Source organism: Bacillus sp. DX3.1, assembly GCF_030292155.1.
In the GTDB taxonomy this organism is placed as follows: Bacteria; Bacillota; Bacilli; order Bacillales; family Bacillaceae_G; genus Bacillus_A.
This window is the reverse complement of record NZ_CP128153.1, coordinates 2,363,801-2,383,396: the sequence shown is the minus strand read 5'-3', so window position 1 is coordinate 2,383,396 and position 19,596 is coordinate 2,363,801. Positions and strand designations below refer to the sequence as shown.

Annotated in this window: 15 protein-coding genes, 2 pseudogenes and 2 other annotated features; of the genes and pseudogenes, 3 read left to right on the top strand and 14 right to left on the bottom strand. The window is 36.0% G+C overall.

The features are described from left to right. Positions 1 to 232: 232 nt before the first annotated feature. Entirely contained in the window at positions 233 to 967 is a 735-nt protein-coding gene (locus QRE67_RS11655; protein ID WP_286124986.1) for a ZIP family metal transporter, read from the top strand. Positions 968 to 1,051: 84 nt separating this feature from the next. Further along, positions 1,052 to 2,752: a pyruvate oxidase gene (locus tag QRE67_RS11650; RefSeq protein ID WP_286124985.1), complete on the top strand. Its 1,701-nt coding sequence runs from the start codon at positions 1,052 to 1,054 to the stop codon at positions 2,750 to 2,752. Positions 2,753 to 2,963: 211 nt separating this feature from the next. On the opposite strand, the gene QRE67_RS11645 is transcribed toward QRE67_RS11650, so the two are convergent. Continuing rightward, positions 2,964 to 3,395 (bottom strand): DUF3471 domain-containing protein, encoded by a 432-nt coding sequence (locus tag QRE67_RS11645; protein WP_286124984.1) that lies wholly within the window; start codon positions 3,393 to 3,395, stop codon positions 2,964 to 2,966. A gap of 273 nt (positions 3,396 to 3,668) precedes the next feature. Here QRE67_RS11645 and QRE67_RS11640 point away from each other — a divergent pair, with 273 nt between their 5' ends. Beyond that, positions 3,669 to 4,373, top strand: a complete 705-nt coding sequence (locus QRE67_RS11640) for a CPBP family intramembrane glutamic endopeptidase (RefSeq protein ID WP_353507063.1) — start codon at positions 3,669 to 3,671, stop codon at positions 4,371 to 4,373. Positions 4,374 to 4,809: 436 nt separating this feature from the next. Here QRE67_RS11640 and QRE67_RS28655 read toward each other — a convergent pair whose 3' ends face one another. The 13 genes and pseudogenes from QRE67_RS28655 to QRE67_RS11575 all read right to left on the bottom strand — a co-directional run bounded on the left by QRE67_RS28655 (position 4,810) and on the right by QRE67_RS11575 (position 18,699). Beyond that, positions 4,810 to 5,007 carry an SRPBCC domain-containing protein gene (locus QRE67_RS28655; RefSeq protein WP_353507080.1) on the bottom strand — a complete coding sequence of 66 codons (198 nt, stop codon included), beginning with the start codon at positions 5,005 to 5,007 and terminating at the stop codon, positions 4,810 to 4,812. 10 nt (positions 5,008 to 5,017) lie between these two features. Next, a complete protein-coding gene (gene thrS, locus QRE67_RS11635) occupies positions 5,018 to 6,943 on the bottom strand; it encodes a threonine--tRNA ligase (protein WP_286124983.1) in 1,926 nt (641 codons plus the stop codon). 43 nt (positions 6,944 to 6,986) lie between these two features. Further along, positions 6,987 to 7,215, bottom strand: a binding site (T-box leader). Between the two features lie 42 nt (positions 7,216 to 7,257). Next, positions 7,258 to 7,491 (bottom strand) — a binding site (T-box leader). 537 nt (positions 7,492 to 8,028) lie between these two features. Further along, on the bottom strand, positions 8,029 to 8,661 hold the full coding sequence (locus QRE67_RS11625; protein WP_286124982.1) for a YdbC family protein: 633 nt from the start codon (positions 8,659 to 8,661) through the stop codon (positions 8,029 to 8,031). A 21-nt stretch (positions 8,662 to 8,682) separates the two neighbouring features. Then, the gene (locus tag QRE67_RS11620; RefSeq protein ID WP_286125260.1) at positions 8,683 to 9,273 is read right to left on the bottom strand and encodes a PhzF family phenazine biosynthesis protein; all 591 of its coding nucleotides are present in this window, start codon (positions 9,271 to 9,273) and stop codon (positions 8,683 to 8,685) included. Positions 9,274 to 10,353: 1,080 nt separating this feature from the next. Beyond that, the gene (locus tag QRE67_RS11615) at positions 10,354 to 12,024 is read right to left on the bottom strand and encodes a ribonuclease J (protein ID WP_286124981.1); all 1,671 of its coding nucleotides are present in this window, start codon (positions 12,022 to 12,024) and stop codon (positions 10,354 to 10,356) included. Positions 12,025 to 12,771: 747 nt separating this feature from the next. Further along, entirely contained in the window at positions 12,772 to 13,278 is a 507-nt protein-coding gene (locus QRE67_RS11610; protein ID WP_286124980.1) for a DUF3995 domain-containing protein, read from the bottom strand. Beyond that, a complete protein-coding gene (locus tag QRE67_RS11605; RefSeq protein WP_286124979.1) occupies positions 13,268 to 14,404 on the bottom strand; it encodes a hypothetical protein in 1,137 nt (378 codons plus the stop codon). The genes QRE67_RS11610 and QRE67_RS11605 overlap by 11 nt, the downstream gene beginning before the upstream one ends. A 183-nt stretch (positions 14,405 to 14,587) precedes the next feature. Beyond that, entirely contained in the window at positions 14,588 to 15,850 is a 1,263-nt protein-coding gene (locus QRE67_RS11600; protein WP_286124978.1) for a HAMP domain-containing sensor histidine kinase, read from the bottom strand. Between the two features lie 68 nt (positions 15,851 to 15,918). Then, positions 15,919 to 16,593, bottom strand: a complete 675-nt coding sequence (locus QRE67_RS11595; protein WP_286124977.1) for a response regulator transcription factor — start codon at positions 16,591 to 16,593, stop codon at positions 15,919 to 15,921. A gap of 385 nt (positions 16,594 to 16,978) precedes the next feature. Further along, positions 16,979 to 17,215 (bottom strand): annotated as a pseudogene (locus QRE67_RS11590) (transposase domain-containing protein); the annotation flags it as partial. Beyond that, complete coding sequence (tnpA, locus tag QRE67_RS11585; RefSeq protein ID WP_286124976.1) at positions 17,181 to 17,471, bottom strand: IS66 family insertion sequence element accessory protein TnpA; 291 nt, start codon at positions 17,469 to 17,471, stop codon at positions 17,181 to 17,183. The gene tnpA and the pseudogene QRE67_RS11590, both read right to left, overlap by 35 nt. 69 nt (positions 17,472 to 17,540) lie before the next feature. Beyond that, positions 17,541 to 17,801: pseudogene (locus QRE67_RS11580) on the bottom strand (PhzF family phenazine biosynthesis protein); the annotation flags it as partial. 76 nt (positions 17,802 to 17,877) lie between these two features. Further along, positions 17,878 to 18,699 carry a nucleotidyltransferase gene (locus QRE67_RS11575; protein ID WP_286124975.1) on the bottom strand — a complete coding sequence of 274 codons (822 nt, stop codon included), beginning with the start codon at positions 18,697 to 18,699 and terminating at the stop codon, positions 17,878 to 17,880. Positions 18,700 to 19,596: the final 897 nt, after the last annotated feature.

Sequence of the window (19,596 nt, the reverse complement as noted above, 5' to 3'; positions counted from 1 at the left end):
GCTATATAAGGTCACACTCTGGTGCACCATTATTTTCAGCATCATATAGTTTCGGATTTTCATATTCTGATAAACTCCAATTCGTTGACAAACAAATACTTTCTTTTTCAATTAAATTAAATTGAATATATAAACCATAACAAATAATCAAATTTATCACTAAATAACTTGGACTAATCTCTTCTCTTTCATAGTAAGGTAAAAAGAAGGTACAAAATTGGAGTGTGATTCGATGGAACGATTATGGATTCCGATGATCGTTACGTTATTTTCATTTGGTGGTTTATTGCTGGGAGGCGTAGTCGGCCTTGCAACAAGGCAACTCATTGAAGAAAAAATGTATCGCTTATATGCACTTTGCGGCGGTATTTTACTTGGGTTGTTGTTAGAAATTATTCCCGAAACATTTTCAAGCTTTGAGATGATCGGTCCTATACTAGGGATTTCACTTGGAGCTTTATTAATGATGTTAATGGATAACTATTGTCACCATCCTATGATACATAAAAAAGATCAGCAAGCATGGCAAACTTTTTTATTTCTTTCGTTCGCGATTTTTATTCACAATATGCCAAGTGGATTCGCATTAGGAGCGGCCTTCGCAAACCATCACGAATCTGCCATTCCCTTCTTACTGGCCATTATTATTCACCACATCCCTGAAGGTTTAGCTTTAATGATTTCTTTCTTATTCACACAGAATAAATCCATTTCTTTTATCTTAACGATTCTTTTATTATCGGTCATCCTTGGTGTCGGCACCGTATTCGGTATTATGATGAATGGAAAAGCAGTTCATTTACAAGGCTTCACAATGGGAAGTGCCATCGGATCTTTAGGATATGTAACAATACATGAAATGCTTTGGAAAGCGAAGAAACGCTTATCGATACTCCCTTTTCTTTCTTGGACTCTTTTCGGATTTTTACTTATTACGATTTTCACACTATTTGCGGGTCATCACTAAAAAAAAGAATCCCATTCATCATTTGTATATTTTACCTTTTTTTCCGAAACATAATAGTATCTCAGTATGTAAGGAGGAACTATCATGTTTCGAAAAACTGCCGGTGAAGTTCTTGTTGATTTATTAATTGAGTGGGGCGTTGACCACGTATATGGTATGCCTGGCGATTCAATTAATTCCATTATTGAACCGCTTCGCAAAGCACAAGATAAAATAAAATTTATTCAAGTTCGCCATGAAGAAGCTGGTGCTCTAGCAGCTGCTTCTTATGCAAAATTAACAGGAAAACTTGGGGTATGCATGGCGATTGCTGGGCCTGGGGCCATTCACTTATTGAATGGATTATATGATGCAAAACTAGATCAAGCACCTGTTCTTGCGATTACGGGTCAAATTGAATCTGATTTACTCGGTACCGGATTTTTCCAAGAAGTGAATTTAGAAAGAATGTTTGATGATGTAGCTGTATATAACCAACGCATCATGTCAGCCGAGCAACTTCCAGCCGTTGTAAACCAAGCCATTCGTATGGCGTATACGAAAAAAGGTGTATCTGTTCTTACAATTCCAGATGATGTGCCGAAGTTTGAAGTGGAAGCTGGCGCACGTGTAACAAGTTCTTCTTTTACATTACCTGAACTATTTCCGCAAGAACAGGATTTAAAATTGGCATCATTGGCATTAAACGAGGCAAAGAAACCTGTTATTTTAGCTGGGAAAGGAGCGAAACATGCGAAAGAGTCTTTACTGACATTCGCCGAGCATATTGGTGCACCAATCGTCTTAACACTTCCAGCAAAAGGTATCATTCCAGATGAACACCCTCTTTGTATCGGTGGGCTAGGATTAATCGGAACAAAACCTGCCTATGAAGCAATGCAGCATGCGGATACATTAATCATGGTCGGTACTTCTTATCCTTTCACAGGGTTCTTACCAGAAAAAGCAAAAACACTTCATATCGATACGGATCCTGCACAAATCGGAAAACGTTATCCAACTGATATTGGGCTGGCTGGAGACGCCGATAAAACGTTGAAGTGGTTCACACAAAATGTTGAAAAGCATAGCAATCGTTCTTTCTTAGAACATCATCAAGAACTCATGAAAAAATGGGAAGAAAAATTGCATAATCAAGAAGAAGACTCTTCTACTCCAATCAAACCACAAAGAGTCATGCATGCACTGCAGCACGTGGCAAATGATGATGCAATTTTATCCGTTGATGTCGGAAATGTAACAGTGTGGGCTGCACGTCATTTTCGAATGACGAACCAGCAATTTATCATCTCCAGCTGGCTCGCGACACTCGGTTGCGGACTACCTGGGGCACTAGCTGGGCAAATTGCGTATCCTGATAAACAAGTCTTCGCAATATGCGGTGATGGTGGATTTGGTATGACAATGAACGACTTTGTCACAGCCGTTAAATATAAACTACCCATTGTTGTCGTTGTCTTAAACAACCACAAAATTGCTATGATTAAGTTCGAACAAGAAGTGATGGGAAATATTGAATTTGGTACAGACTTAACAAATCCTGATTTCGCAAAATATGCAGAAGCATGCGGCGGAGTTGGTTACCGTGTCGAACATATTGATGAATTACTCCCTGCTTTTGAAAAAGCAGTAAAGCAAGATAAACCGTGTATTATCGATGTTGTGGTCGATGTAAACGAAGCCCCGATGCCTGCGAAAATCACATTTGCCCAAGCTGCCGGTTATACGAAGCATATGATTAAAGAATTATTTGAAGAAGGAAAGATTGATTTACCTCCTCTATAAAATATAACGAATAAAGGATAGATGAAAACAGATCATTTTCATCTATCCTTTTCTCATTTACTACAGCACAACTATCATCCATTCGACTAACAAATAAAAAGTACAGCGAATTTTATTGTTTGATAAAAATAATTTCTCAAACAATAGGTTCTAGCGGCATCTGAAGACTATAAATCTCACCTTCTTCATTCGTAGAAACCGAAACCCAAAATCAGGTTTCTTCCGCTTGGAATATATCATTATCATGATGAATTAACGTAAACGCCAACGAACGATATTCCATATATAATTTTCCGTTCTTTTCCGTTATCTCTACATTTTCATAAGCAGGATGTACAACATGACCTATGAAATCATATAACGGGTGAGAAGGAACTGCATCAGGTTTCGGCTCCATCTCTTCTTGTTGATCAATACCTTCAAGTAATTTTTTTAACTCTTTTCCCTGTTGCTTGTTCCAGTCCACCGGCTCAAGGCTAAGTATTTGATCATAAACATGATACGCTATACAATCCGGTAAATATGTGGTGTCTTTATTTGCCAAGATTACGATCCCAATCTTTTCTTCTGGAATAAAAGATACATGGGCAGTGAATCCATCAATCCTACCTGCATAATTTTTATCTTCACTCTTTGCAATCAAAGGTAACAGGTGTTTCCAATTTATCTTGCCTCAAGTTTTAGTATGTTCCTTCCTTAGAATACTATCTTTTACCTCTTTCTACTTTTACTTCTAGTTTAAATAAACTAATTTCGTCATAATATCGGAGAGTATACAAGGTTATATTTATTTTTTTGATACCTCACCTGTTGAAAAGTAAGACTAAACATCACTCCCTAAAAAAGACTTGTAGGTAACGTTACGTCACCTTATATAATTAAATAATCACATACCAAGGTCAGGGAGGCGAACACTTTGATAAGTAATAAGAATTCAGTAGTAGAAAAGATGGATTGGTCTTTGAAAGAATTCATCTTAATGCTTATCCTAACTTTTATCTTAGTACCATTCTTCTTAGAATATTTGTTTAATGAATTTTTCAGTAATTTATTTCAAAATAAATTATATACAGATACTCTTACTGGTTTAATAATGGCAATTGTTTTTCTACTCGGGGTTTATCACATTACTTTGAAGCCATTTCAATTAACATGGAAGGATATTGGACTACGATCTTTTACTAAACGTTACTGGGTTTCTACTATTTTTTGGACAATAACTTTAATTGTGCTCAGTGTTGTTGTTGTAATCATTATGGATGTACTAGGAATCAGTTATGAAAATAGTAAAACCGAAAGTTTTCAAACACAACTGACACCAATAAATTTTACAATCGGCTTCATCTCCGCTGCTGTTATATCCCCATTTTATGAAGAAGTTTTTTACAGAGGATTTCTCTATAAGTGGTTAAGAAGTAGATTTGGTATAGCAGTTGCGATAGCGTTTAGCTCTCTCATATTCATGTTGGTTCACATTCCTACTTACAACACCTTACCAATCAATTTCATTTCTGGGCTTATATTTGCGTGGACATATGAAAGATCTGGATCAATAGTTCCAGGCATAATTATTCACGGATGCTTTAATGGTATCGCTGTAATTCTTACGGCTTTAGCATAGAAAAATCTTAATCTGAGGATGGAGGCATGCGTTTATCTCTACTCACTTTACTATTTGATTTGTTGAATTTTCCAGTAAGGTCTATACAAAAAGAACAGTTCCAATTAGTAAACGAAGTAATACAGCACTGTACATATGTAGCTATTATCATCTTTTTTCCGTACAATTGGTAAAATAATTCCGTATTATACATTTAACCTTTGAGTCATTACAATCAGAAACCGTTGAATTATTTTAAGTTTTGTATTTAGAAGGAAAAACACACGATATGCAAGTCGATAAATCAAACAAGCTACCCATATCTCGGTAGCTTGTCTGACATCTTTTTACTTTTCTAAATAGTTTATAAAACGAATTGTGTATTAAAATTTATATACAGGATTATTGTTCAAGTTTTTACATATGGACAAACTTTATTTTGAATCTACAGTAAAATTTAGTCTACATGTATTGGTGGCAAAGTACGTCCTGTTTCGAGCAAGCTCTTCAAGTTACTTAAAACGGCTGGCCATCCATTATTATATCCCTCGAAAGTATCATCATCATCCACAAAGTCTGTCTCCAAAAGATTTTCATGCTTAAGTGTTAGCTTTACGGTTGAGTTCATTGGTTGTAGTTCAAAAGTGACTCTTATTTAATATTTTTTATCTAGAGCATTTCTTATAAATTTCATCCTGTACACTTTCTATAAATGCAGATAGCGAAACAACTTCAGATTTCTCCTCTCCATACCTACGTACATTTACAGCTTCATTCTCGATTTCTTTATCCCCGATTACAAGAATATAAGGAGTCTTTTTCATTTGTGCTTCTCGTATTTTATATCCGAGTTTTTCATTACGAACGTCTAGCTCAGCTCGTATACCAGCATGTCTCAGCTTCTCCTCCATCTCTTTCGCGTACCCTTCATGTACTTCTACTGAAACAGGAATCACCTTTACTTGAACAGGAGCTAACCATGTTGGAAATGCTCCACCAAAATGTTCAATTAATATACCTAAGAATCGATCAAGTGATCCTAATACAGCACGGTGAATGACGACAGGTCGTTTTTTCTCATTTTTATCGTCAATATAATGTAAGTTGAATTTCTCTGGCATTTGAAAATCAAGTTGAACTGTTGCACATTGGTGACTTCTTCTTAATGCATCCTTAATATGAAAATCAATTTTTGGTCCATAAAATGCACCATCCCCCTCATTAATTTTATAGTTATAATGTAATGATTTCAGTACATTTTCAAGTGCGCCTTCTGCCTTATTCCATAGTTCGTCATCTCCCATTGAATCTTCTGGTCTTGTCGAAAGTTCTATTTCATATTCAAAACCAAATGTACGATAGACAAAATCGATTTGTTTGATTACCGATTGTATCTCACTTTCAATTTGTTCCGGTGTAACGAATATATGTGCATCGTCTTGACAAAATGTACGTACTCTTAATAAACCGTTCAGCGCACCGCTAAATTCATGTCGATGCACTTGACCGAACTCACACATTCTAATTGGTAAATCTCGATAGGAGTGTAGCTTATTTTTAAACATCAACATATGTCCAGGACAATTCATTGGTTTTAGCGCGAAGCTTTTATGATCGACCTCTGAAAAATACATATTATCTTTATAATGATCCCAGTGTCCTGATTGCTCCCATAGCTCTTGATTCATCATAAAAGGAGTACGAACTTCTTGGTAATCATGCTTCTGTTGCAATTCTCTTAGAAAAGATTCTAATTCATTTCGTATGATTTGCCCTTTCGGTAAATAAAAAGGCATTCCTGGTGCTTCTTCAGAGAACATAAATAATTCAAGTTCATTGCCAAGCTTACGATGATTCCTCTTTGCCGCTTCTTCTACAAACTGCAAGTGATTTTCTAATTCCTTTTGTGAAGAAAAAGCAACACCATATATCCGTTGAAGAACTTGATTATTACTATCACCGCGCCAATATGCACCAGAAACGTGAGTCAACTTGAATGCTTTCATATATCCAGTTGACGGTAAATGTGGCCCGCGGCATAAATCTAAAAATTCCCCTTGCTTATAAATTGTTACAATTTCATGGGCTGGAATATCATCTAAGAGCTCTAACTTTAAGTGGTCATTCAAGTCTTGAAAAATCTTTTTCGCTTCATCCCTAGTAACTTCCATTCGTTCCATTTCTAAATTTTCGTTTATAATGCTCTGCATTTCATTTTCTATTTGAGATAATTCTTCAACAGTCATACTATCAGGAAGATCCATATCATAATAAAATCCATTTTCAATAACTGGTCCTACTCCTAATTTTACATTGCGATATAATCTTTTTACCGCTTGTGCTAACACATGCGTAGCAGTGTGCCTTCCGATTTGTATTCCTTCTTCCGAATCTACAGTTATAATTTCAATTTTCGCATCGTGATTAATGTTTCGGCGTAAATCAAATAATTGACCATTTACCTGCCCAGCTACAGCTTTCTTTTTTAAGCTCGAGCTAATCGATGCTGCAATCGCTTCTAAAGTAATGCCTTTTACATATTCTTTTGCACTGCCATCTGGAAAAATAATTCGAATTACTTGTTCGCTCATCTTTACCACTCCATTTCATAATAAAAAGCACACTCATCCCTATAGTAGGGACGAGTGTGCTTTTACCCGTGGTTCCACCCAGATTCCCATCATATTTTAAAATACGATGGCTTCTTTTGCGGTAACGTCGCTTACACGGCACTAGATACTATGTTTTTCCCCAGTGCAGCTCTAAGGTGGTAAGTTATTTTCCTGCGTTAGGAAGTTCTCAGCTCTCCTTCCTTCTCTGTATAACCGTTAAAAATAACTCGTGTCCTTTTCTTTGCTTATCATGATATAAAATTAAAAAATAAAAAAGCATACTCATCCCTAGTAATAGGGACGAATATGCTTATATCCGTGGTTCCACCCAGATTCCTATCGCACCTTTTCTATAAAGGATTTTGATAGCTTCTTTTTCCGTAACGTGGCTATACGGTATTGGATACTTATTTTCCCCAATACAGCTCTAAGGTGGTAAGTCATTTTTCTGCGCTAGGAAGTTCTCAGCTTTCCTTCCTTCTCTGTATAACCGTAAAAATAACTCGTGTCCTTTTCATCGCTTTTGAAATAACATTCACTTATTGCTATAAAATATACAATATTCAAATTGTTTTTGCAAGTATTTAAAAATATAAATTGGAAAATATTTTTAACTTCTTCCATTTTTCCCGTGTGAATAGCCCTCCATTCACTCCATTAAAATTGAATGTTTGAACTGTCTTTTTTTGTTGTTCGGAAGGCGGAGCGTTAAAAGTAACAGTTTTCACTTCAAACCACCTTCCTTTTTTTTCGTTATAGTGTTTCGGAAGCCTAACGCCAAACAATATGCCCTGCACGTGCTTGAGGAAGAGGACTTCTGTTGGATTAATGTTAAAAACCGAGAAATAGCTGCTTGTAGGCATCTAAAATATATCAATCCCTGTTTCTACTTTCGATTCTCTTCCCCTTGACGAATTGCTTCCCCTTCTTCTACTTGGCCACCAGGGATTTCCTATCCTCGTTTCGGACTTTTTTGTACCAAAATTTCATTCTTCTCATTCAAGAAAACTGTTACTGCTGAAATAATATGTCTTGGATATGACATCATGTATCCACTCTTTTTATTAAGAATATGCGGGGCATACAGACCACTCATCGACGTATGTAACCTGTTTCCCATTTACATTTGACACATACGCCGATACATTTGCTGATTCATATAACGCTGGAAAAATTTCTTCCACATAATATTGATGCGATTCTTCGTCTTTCCATAAAGAAAGAACGAGATAACGATTAGGCTTTGTAAGGGACCTTCCAACAATGCCACCTAACATCCCTTCTGATTTTTCCATACCTATATTCCAAACCGTTTCTTGCACATGTAAAAACTGCTGATCATCTCCATTTTTCACATCGCATATTGCGATTCTTGCAAAAGAACTATTTGGAATTACTTCTGTAAATGAAGTCTCTGTCATATCAAATAAAGATTGATATAATTCTGTTTCACAGGATGTATATGTATCCTTTTGATTGCTATTGCAAAAGATTGTGTCATGCGTTTCATTCATAAATTGCTGGTATGTATTCATATTTCCCCAAACAGCAAATATACAAGCTGTCCCCTCATTCCATCCACCAAATTGCCCATGGAATCCTTCTAGTTTCGTTAATTCTTTCCATTTTTCTTGAGCAGTTGAAAATAACTCTTTTTGCTCTTTTTCTACATGACAAAAAATTGATTTTAAAATCATATAGATCCCCCTTTATTTGTATTATACGTTCCATTTCCCGTTAGCAATGCTTGTTACTTCCCCACCTACAAAAATCTCAATCAAATGATTTTTTTCTTCCGCACGAACATGTAATAAAGAAGGACGATTCATCTCATAGCCTTGTTCAATATGTAAATTTATTTTTTCTTTACCAAAATAGCGGTGCTTTGTTACATATGCTGCTAAACAACCATTTGAACTCCCAGTTGCTGCATCTTCTGGAATACCATAATACTCCGCAAAATCACGAACATTAAGGTGATTTTCCTCCTTATACGTTTCAGAAATAAATACCATAATTGCCTTTGCCTCTGTTTGTGCAATCAGTTGAAAATACTTTTCTTTATTTATTTTTACATTCTTAACCGCAGCTAACGATTTTAAAGGAACAAGAATAACTGGCAATCCTGTTGATACTTCTTGAATCGGATATTGATTATCGATATGTGAAGCATCAATATTCAATACTTCCGCTACTTCTTTTCTATCTAAAACCTTCCCAAACGTAGGGTCATTTTGTTTCATCCATACGACATTTGTTTCATGATGAAAAGTGACCGGTACTGAACCTCCTTGGAAGTGTAATAGAATTTCATCAAGATTATTTTTTCGAATGATTTCATTCTTTAGTATAAAAGTAATAGTACTTATCTCTCAGATCTTCTTATTAAACCTTTTGTCGATTATGAGAATAATCATTACTATAAGAAAAAGTTTTTAAAATATGAGGACTTCATAAAAGATGAAAGTGAAATTCCTGAGGAAATTACTGAGTATGTAACCAAAAATCAAGTTGATGATTTTAATTTGATTTATACTAATGCGAAATATATCATAATTACTAAAAGAGATAATGTTATAGATCCTAAACTTATAGATAAAAATAAAATACCAGACAACAACTAAAATCTGAATACTTCTTTAATAAAAATATCCAATTCTAATGATGTGGTTTCATATTTTATACATTAAGGGAGTAAAATTACACGTCCATCTTTTGAATTTATTTTAAGTAGGTTTAGTTTATAGCTGTTGAGACTGCTCTAACATTAAAAAATGGCATATATGTAAAGGGGATTAGTATTAATTTGATTAACTTTATTTACATGAAGATGAGGTATTATTTGGCATAGGGTGCTTTGGAAGAGTTGAAAGCATTAAGGAAATTAATAAACGGTTAATGGCTTATTCAGCTAATGGGGCGATTGTTGAATAGCTTGAAAACAATCAATCTTTTTTATAAAAACTAATCTTAAAACTGCTAGAAAAAAATCCATTTTGATCAATCTTTTCTCAAAATGGATTCTTTTATTTTGTCACAGAATATAGGTTTACGAGATGTTTTAATCAAACTTTATTATAAAGCTACAGTTATTTACAAATTGTAGGTGGGGAATATTTGACGTTTACCTTTATTTTAATAAAAACTTTCTTCACGAAATGAAACTTAGTCCTCAGTCTAAATCTTTATTTTATTAAATTAGAAAAATAAGAATAGAGAAATCTAATCAGACCAACGATGTTCGGTCTAAAACATTTTTATAACAGGACACTTGGAATTCTTATTCCATTAAATGGTCCAATACAAAAGAAAGAGCACAATTCTTATTAGAGAATTGCGCCCAATTGTTGAAGATCAATTAATTCATTTTTTTTAAAACTTCCCCCCTATTAAATTTCAATAAGTATAGGAACAATCATTGGCTTTTTCTTAGTATGTGTATATACATATTGTCGTATTGATTTTTTTATTTGTTTTTTCATTACATTCCATTGGTTTCTATTTGCTTCTTGTAGCTCGTTAACAGTTTTTGTAGTAAGTCGATTAACGTCTCTTCGGAGTTCCGAGAAATCTCTATCCACAAATCCACGAGAAATGGTATCGGGTTCAGAAATCAGTTTTCCTTCCGCTTTGCTCATAGTTAAAACAATCATGAGCAGCCCATCCTCTGAAAGTTGTTTGCGGTCTCGTAACACAAATTCCCCAATATTATCAACATCCCCCCCGTCTACGTAGGTATTCCCAACCGGTATTTTCCGGGTCTGACGGGCAATGGTATGTTCAATATCGACGACATCGCCATTATTGATGATAAACGTGTTTCCTTGCTCTACTCCAACGGATTCACCTAACAAACGGTGATGGTGTAACATTCTAAATTCACCGTGAATGGGAATAAAATATTTTGGTTTCATTAATGTAAGCATTAGTTTTAAATCTTCTTGATAACCATGGCCAGAAACATGCATTCCGGATGTACTTCCTGATCCATAAATCACTTTGGCTCCAAGTGCAAATAAGTTGTCTACGATACTCGTGACATTTCGTTCATTCCCGGGTATTGGACCTGCTGCAAAGATAACCGTATCTTCAGGTAAAATGTCGACACCGCGAAAGTTTCCAGTGGACAGGCGAGCAAGAGCAGCCAATGGTTCTCCTTGACTCCCCGTGCATAAAATAGCCACCCTTTCAGGAGCCATTTCATTGATTTCATGTGGGTCAATTAACATTCCATCTGGAACTGTTAAATAACCACGTTCCATAGCAACCGCTACGACCTTAACCATACTTCGTCCAAGCAACGCAAGTTTTCGATTTGTTTTTTGCGCTGCATTCACGACTTGCTGAACGCGACTAATATTTGAAGCAAAGGTAGAAAGAATAACTTTGCGTTCGGCTTTCATGAAAGTTGCTTCCACATGTTCACCTACCATTTGTTCCGATGGGGTCAAACCAGGACGTTCTGCATTGGTACTCTCAGACAATAGAAGCAAGACCCCTTCTTTGCCGATTTCAGCCATTTTATGAATATCCGAATTCTCATTATTCGCAGGGGTTAAATCGAACTTGAAGTCCCCCGTATGTACAATATTACCCTCTGATGTGTGAAAGACCATTCCCAAGCAATCAGGAATACTATGGGTCACTTTGAAAAAGCTTACACTCATTTCTCCGATTGTCAAGTTTGAGTTTGAGTTGATTTCAACAAGTTCGCTTTCTCTTAGAAGTTTATGTTCTTTTAATTTGATTTCAATTAATCCTAGTGTGAAGCGTGTGGCATAAACGGGTACATTCAATTTTTTTAAGAAGAACGGGATCCCCCCGATATGATCTTCATGTCCATGTGTGACAATTAAAGCCCTAACTTTATCTTTATTTTCTACTAAGTAAGCTATATCAGGGATAATCAAATCAATTCCTAATAAACTTTCATCTGGAAACTTATTGCCACAGTCGATAATCACGATATCGTTTGAATATTCGATTGCATACATATTTTTCCCGATCTCATTCAAGCCGCCTAAGGCGAAGATAGATAATGCATTCTCTATTGTACTCAAATTTATATCCTCCCACTTTAAATATAATCTTAGTATGCCCTTTGGGTTTCCCTTTATCAGTGGGTTGAATGCTCGAGCTTCCTATAAAAAAGGGAACTCTAGACTTGTTTTTTCCCTAAAAATACTGACTACAACATTGATGTCTTAGTTTCCCACATCGTTATCGAGGTCTATCCTCCCGTGGAGACAGCTGCTATTGAAATCACTCATGGTTTTCGATTCTTAATAAAGACGAGAGCGTCTATCCATGCATAGAAACGGTCAGGGCCTTTTTCTGCCACGTGCCGTGCTAAAACAAAGTGACAAAACGAGTGCAGGTTACTTTTTGTTCTGAGATACATCCTTGGCGAATGTTACAAACTGTTCTATATATTACCATTGGTGGTGCATCGATATTAAATTTTCTTTTTAAGAAAAATACAGGATGTAAAAAGAATACAAAATATTCATGGGGAATTTTTATTCTGCACTTAATTTTGTAGCTTTAAAATAAAGTTTGATTAAAAATATCGCGTCAACCCGTATTCTACGGTAAATAAAAAGAGTCCATTTTGAAAAAAGATTGATCAAAATGGACTCTTATCCAGCAGATTTTTGTTTCGGTTTTATAAAAAAGTTTGATCATTTTCTGCCTGTGTTGCTCCACAATCGCGCCCTTTAATTGGATAAGACATCTGAAATTTTATCCACAATTATTATTAATTACAGTAACTTTTCAGGTTTTTTACATTATTTATTGCTCAAACCTTATTTAATATTACATTGTTGATCCATTACTCCCCTTATATCACTCTGATAGTGCAAAGTAGCCAATCCGAATAAGATCCCTGCGATTAAAAACCAAGGTTCGAAAAGTAAAAAGTCAGTTAGGATCAAATATTCGACGTTTAAAGTTGCCCATACAGAGAAATCAAAGAACTCTAAACGAATAATGCCAGCCAATAAGAGCCCCTTTGTAACATAGCCATATACAGCATGCATGAACGGAAGTATACAAGCAGTCCAGCCCATAACAAGCATTAACCATCGTGGGATACTTTTCCCCCAAGGATGAACCAGTGAAAGCGCAAGTATTGCAGCTACTAACAACATTGCAGATGCTCCCCAGTTTACTACTTCCCACATCGCCTCATCTTTCAAAACCCCAGGCATCCATGCCATTCCTCCAAATGCCCAATAAACGTGAATCGGAATATACAAGAGCGACCAGATACATGCGGCATAACCAGCCCATTTCATTTGACTAATCTTCAATTCCTTTCACCCCACCATCATTTTCATTTCTACCACAGTAATTACATTGACCTCGTCTACGATAATAATAAGCGATAGAAGCAAGACCTAGCGCTATCCCCCAGAGAATCCATAAAAGCATTGGCCCTATTGAACCCCAAATGTGACTCAGCAAAATATTATCTGTAGACACGAGGTGAAGTTTAACCGCGATAAAAGCGAAAGTAAAAGTGAAGCCAGCAGCGGTTACAGCAATCGCTACACACGATGCTGGAATCACCGCCAGCAGGATTGGCACCCTTTCACCGTTAACGAATGGGAACCATCGCGGAAAGGTTTCACCCCATTTCTGGATCAAACCCAGCGTAAGAATACTACCGGCGATACATATCGATCCGAAAGCCCATTCAGTAATATGATGCGCTGGGTTAACATTTGAAAAGTCCTGCAAAAACTTCGCGTCAATTCCTAGCGGGATTTTCAATGCCCAAGCATAGCGCGTAATTGCGTATGGAATAGGAGCAAGAGCCGCAAGATAGGTAATCCATCGACTCCATCGCATGAGAAGAGATGTTTTCCCGTCCGCTTTCCTTCCACAATATTCACATGCATGGCGTATTTTTCTTCGATAAGCTACAGCGAAAAACCCCCAAGATATTCCTCCTAGAACACATATAATTTGATTGAGCATCAGCCAGTCAAATTTAAATTTTAATAAAAAAGCATAAGCCATGGCCGCAATCAGACTGGCATCCGGTACAAAGAGGAGTAAAGCAGCCGCCCACCCCCAGGCATAAATGAGGATAAGCCGCTGTTGGAAAGTCTTTTCCACTGGCTTCCTCATTGAAAATCCAACTAATATACCTATCAGACAAAGAACAACAAATATGATACCTCCAACCTGTGACGGAAGATAAGTAACCTTTCCAGCAAACAAATCCATACCATCTTCATTCTTAAAAGGATACCCCTCTCCTCCAAGCACCCAGTAAAGATGCATCGATCCATAAAGGGCTGACCAAGCAATGGCTATATACCCAATCCAAGATGGCCATCGCTTTAGGCTCATTCCTTCTCTTTTCTTTGGTGAAGGCAATGCAGAATTTGTATCCATGTTAGATTTGTCAATAGAAGTCTTTGAATCCACTTAAAAAACACCCTTTCCTATTATTTTCTTGAGACTGATCTACCCCATTTTTTTGTATACACATGCATCCAAATTTGACACTAACCTGCTCACAGCCCATTTCTTTTTTAACTCTCATAAAAAATCACCTCGATATCCATTGTATTGAGCGAATGGAAAATCGAGGTGACCTCAAGTTTAAATCTAGTTTAATTTTTGCCTTAAATAATGCCATGTACCTTGTGGAGAACTGGATACCTCCCAAAAAACATCCATTTCCCTGGTCATGAGCGAAACGATGGATAGCCCGATGCCCGCTCCTTTTGCTTCTGAGTGGTGCTCCATTCCCCGCCCTTTATCTCTGATGACCATAAATAAGTCGCCTTCACGATCAATTGTTTCTACACAAATATATCCGCCAGAACTGGCATGCCTAATGACATTTTGAAACAGGTTATCCAATATACTGCGCAGCCAGAGAGGATCCACCTGCCAAATCAATGAACAGTCAGCCAAATGGACATTCACTTCAAAACCTTCTTTCTCAAAAACCGGATACCACTCGGCGACAGCATTACGTAACTCTTCAATCACATCTATGTTTTTCTTCTCTAATGGATACTTTCCAGCTGAAAGTAATGTGTAAGTAAGAAGATTTTCAAGTAATTTTCCAACATCATTTAGTTTGTTGACGATAATTTGTACCGATGCGGTTGCTTTTAAGGATGAGGGGTTATTCTGAATGGAGTAGGCATGCTGTCTAATAACGGTTAAAGGCGTCCGTAAATCGTGAGAGATATTCGCAATCAATTGTTTTCGTAGATACTCTTCTTCCTTCTCGCGCTTCCGGCTGTCTTTTAACTGATTGATCATTCTGTTAAAGGCCTTTTCCAATTGTCCAACCTCATCACTGTTATTGACTGTAACCTTATCAGGTATTCCATCATTTACGGTATCTGACATTGCGCTTTGAAGTTGTACAAGTCTTTTGCGAATACTAAAAAAAAATAACAAAGATACCACTACAATCGAAACACCTACGACAAAAATAATAAGGATTAAAAAGAGATCTCCATTTACTGGCTGAATCGCAAGCGTCGTAATAGATTTTGGGATATGAAATACCATAAATCCTTGTTCACCATCTTTACCAATCGTAGCTGTCACAGTGAATATATCTTGTTGCTTTTTCCTATCGAGATAGTTGATGAGGTTCAAAGGTGTCCATTGATCAGGAATCTCTACGATACGCTGATTGATCACATGGGTTTCCCCCGCTTTGTCGACCCAAAACAGCTCAGCTTTCGGATAATGTCCTTGTATCTTACCGAGCTTTTCATTGATTATATTCTCATTAGCTTCATTTAGTTGTTCAGCTTCATGTTCCCACATTTTTTCTATTTCCAGTGGCTCATGTATCGCATCTTGTTTAAGCAAAATGTCAGGTAAATAATAGATTGCTGGCAAAATAGGCCACATGAATAAAGAGGCAAGGATCAATAATAAATATTTGGTAACGAGCGATCTTCGAATATTCATAACTTCAACCGATAACCGATGCCGCGAATCGTCTCGATAATCTGAGGATGACTGGGATCGATCTCTATTTTTTCACGCAAATGACGAATGTGGACCATAAGAGTCCGATCCCCTTTTATATATGAATCTTCCCACACAGCTTCATATATTTGCTTTTGAGTCAAAATCTGATTTGGATGATTGAAGAGAAACATAAAGATATGAAACTGTTTACCAGTTAAGACAATCTCTTTATTCGTTTGTGAACTCAAAATACGGTTGGCTTTCCGGTCAATACTTAAATGGTTCAACTGTATATGATCCGGAGAAACCACACCGAGTCGCCTTAAGAGAACATGAATGCGGGCCTCGAGTTCATCAGGATGGTACGGCTTCGTCATATAATCATCTGCAAAAGCAAGCCCTTGCAGTTTATCTTCTATTGAAGCTCTCGCTGTGAGCATCATAATTGGTATTTCAGGGAACTTTTGCTTCATTCGCTGTCCAACCGTATAACCATCAAACCCCGGAAGCATAATGTCCATAATAACAACGTCCGTTTGTTCCATGTATTCAAATGCATGAAGGCCAGACTTCAACCAAATCACTTTATATCCCCGTTCAGTAAAAAACTCACTTACCCATAATCCAATTTCTTCATCATCCTCTATATGTAAAATTGTTAATCCCATCACATTTCTCTCCTCTACAATAAATCTTCACACATTTATTGAGGTTCCCTAACCACAACATATGCTTATAATTGTCTATTTTTAACTAGATAACGTGAAACTTTAATCAGTGAGGGGCTTCTTTACGGGCAGTTAATGCAAGGGAAAAGAGGTGCTGTTTTCTATCATTTATATTCATCTAGTTACGATTTTAACTTTGACTGAATTTCTCATTTTCATTTACGAATTGCTACATATTATCCCATGTCCCCAACATAAATTGTGGACTTCCTACTTTGAAGACCATATTCTGTTAAGAACGGTATGATTGCTTTTGGATAAAGGTTTGTGTTTAAAAGTAAACGTAAAGTAACTCTAAAATATACAATAAAAGTTGATTTTGGAGTTATTTTTTGTTTACTTCACTTTTTTTCGGTACTCTGCATCTAGACGGTAAATCCGTTGACCACGGCAAGACTTTATCAATTTCTTCTTTATTGTTTAAATCGATATTGGGTAGCGTTTCAAACAAATAACGAAGATAATGATAGGGACTTAGATTGTTCTCTTTTGCGGTTTCAACCACACTATACATGATGGCACTTCCTCTAGCACCTCGCGATGTATTTGAGAACATCCAATTCAATGGTTGTTTCTTGAATGTGAATTCGAATGGTGGCATGTATGTTTTCTTCTACGACAGGAACATTCATAGAAATCCAATTCACACGCTCATTTTTATTTTGATCTTCAGTTTCAAGTGATAATTTTTTCAGCCAGTAATATAGCTGATGAACTGGTAGGTTCTGTTTTTGACACCAGGCAACTTTTGATAATCCACTGTTTTTATAGTCTTGAATATAAGTTTCCCATTCTTTCTTTAATAGGTGTCTTTTCATAAAAAAACCTCCACATGTAGTATGTAAGGAGATTATCTCATGGGTTATTTACAGATAGTAGGTGGGGAATATTTGACGCTTACGTATAAAAGCCGTTCCTAACGCCGGGTGTCCCGCAAAAGGTACTTCTTCGTTTGGCGTAAAAATGCGTACACTATATCCTTCGTTGCTCTCCTCCTTAGATACAATAAACGTTGTTTCAGCATAGTTTATCTCTTTGGCAATTCGCTGCATTTCCTCACCCGAAATTTGATAAGCACCTGTAAAAACAGCAAGTTGATTGCCGGTATATTTACCTTGTGAAAAAACATCAACAATATAAAAATCCATGTTTTTCATCTCCCGCCTCTTCATACATGATTCTATAAAATTCAAGAAAACACTTGTTTGCATAATATAATTATAATTAACTAAAGTTATTAGTAGTTAACCATTGATCAGATTCTTTCATTATCCAATCTCCAAAACCATCCAAAAACGCTAAAATTTCTTGTGCATTTTCCGAAGGAGCAATCGCATATTGGAGCGCTTTTCTCATTTGTTGTTCTTGGTCAGGAAAATGCTTACTAAATAATTCATAAGCCGGATATAAATCTCTTGAATACAATGCCTCCCTATCAATTGTCAGTGCTAGTCCCGCCCTAACAATAATTTTCATAATCCAGCGGCAACAGTCTTGTATATCATCACTACCATTATGATGAATAAGTTCTTCACGGGCTTGTTCTATTTGCTTTTGTAAATGAATGAGATGCTCATTTGCTAACTCTATACTTACTTTATATTTTGGCAACTGATACCTTACATCTTCACCAAATATGCATATGCTGTGCGTCTGAATCATAAAGCTAACAAATAAAAAGTTAGTAGAATCTAGCACATCTTCTACATGATAAAAACTGAATTCCACTCCAGATACACAATGAAAGTTCCTCAAAATTTCTTTCTCTATATTTTCTCTCCCGCCTAAATCTATCACCTTAGGATCCTTTCCAACTAAGACGATAGTATCTATATCTGCGATTCCCTCTATTCCTATCCCCCTCGGAATAGACCCTCTAATATAAATACTATGTAAATCATTCTTTAAAAGGCGAATACAAGTATCCTTCACTTCCTGTATAACCTCAAAAAAAGCTGGTTGAACTTTATTCATATGTGAATCATTAATCATATAACCATCATGATCAACTGAGCAAAAACGACCTATTTTTTTAATTACCTTCAATCTATCTCCCTCGTTTCAATTTAACCTGATGCTTTCATATTACAGCGATAAAACAAACAAATCAAAAATAACAGAAAATTTATTTTAGTACGCGGATTTTTATGATAAATTATTAAATCTAAAAAGTAATATTACTGTTAGGGTTTAGTACGTATAGGATATTTCCCCATCACCCTCAAAAATGATGGGTATGTCACGTCAATTTCACCCATTTTAAAATAAAGTTTATTCAAAATTTTTTTAGAAATCTTGATTTATCAGCATTCTTATAAAAAGCTAACTATATTTTGATCAAACTTCTTTGCAAATTATCAATCTTTATTTTATTTCTACACATGTAGTCTTTTTACCTGACATCAACGCATTCATGGTATCACAAATTAGTCTTTAATTCCTTTAGAATACATCATAGATTTTGCGATTTATCCGATAAAAAAGAGCACTCGTTTCCGCGAGCACTCTTTTAAGGGATTTTGAGATTTCTCATTAACGAAAGTTAAAGCAATTAAAGTTAATGAGTTACTATAATATATGCTTGTCTCTTTTTTTGGTGTCCATTTCGTTCAATAAAAAAAGAGCACCGTGCCAATAGGTGCCCTTTCGTGTTAAGGAGTTTTCTGATGAGCGTGAAATAAGCGACCTATGCTTGTCTCACACTATAATATATGCTTGTTCTTTTAAAAAGGTGCAATAAAAAAAAGAACCCGAATAAACTCTTATCTATAAGTTTTTAACAGCTTAAAAGCAACGTATACAGCACTTTTCATCATAAAAATCATTATATAATATCTATAGATTTCACTATGAATATTTTTCCCATTACTTATCCATATCTTATATTTTTCGTAAAATCTTATCTTTGCTAACCTTCGCTTCAACCGATTAACGTTTTGCTAA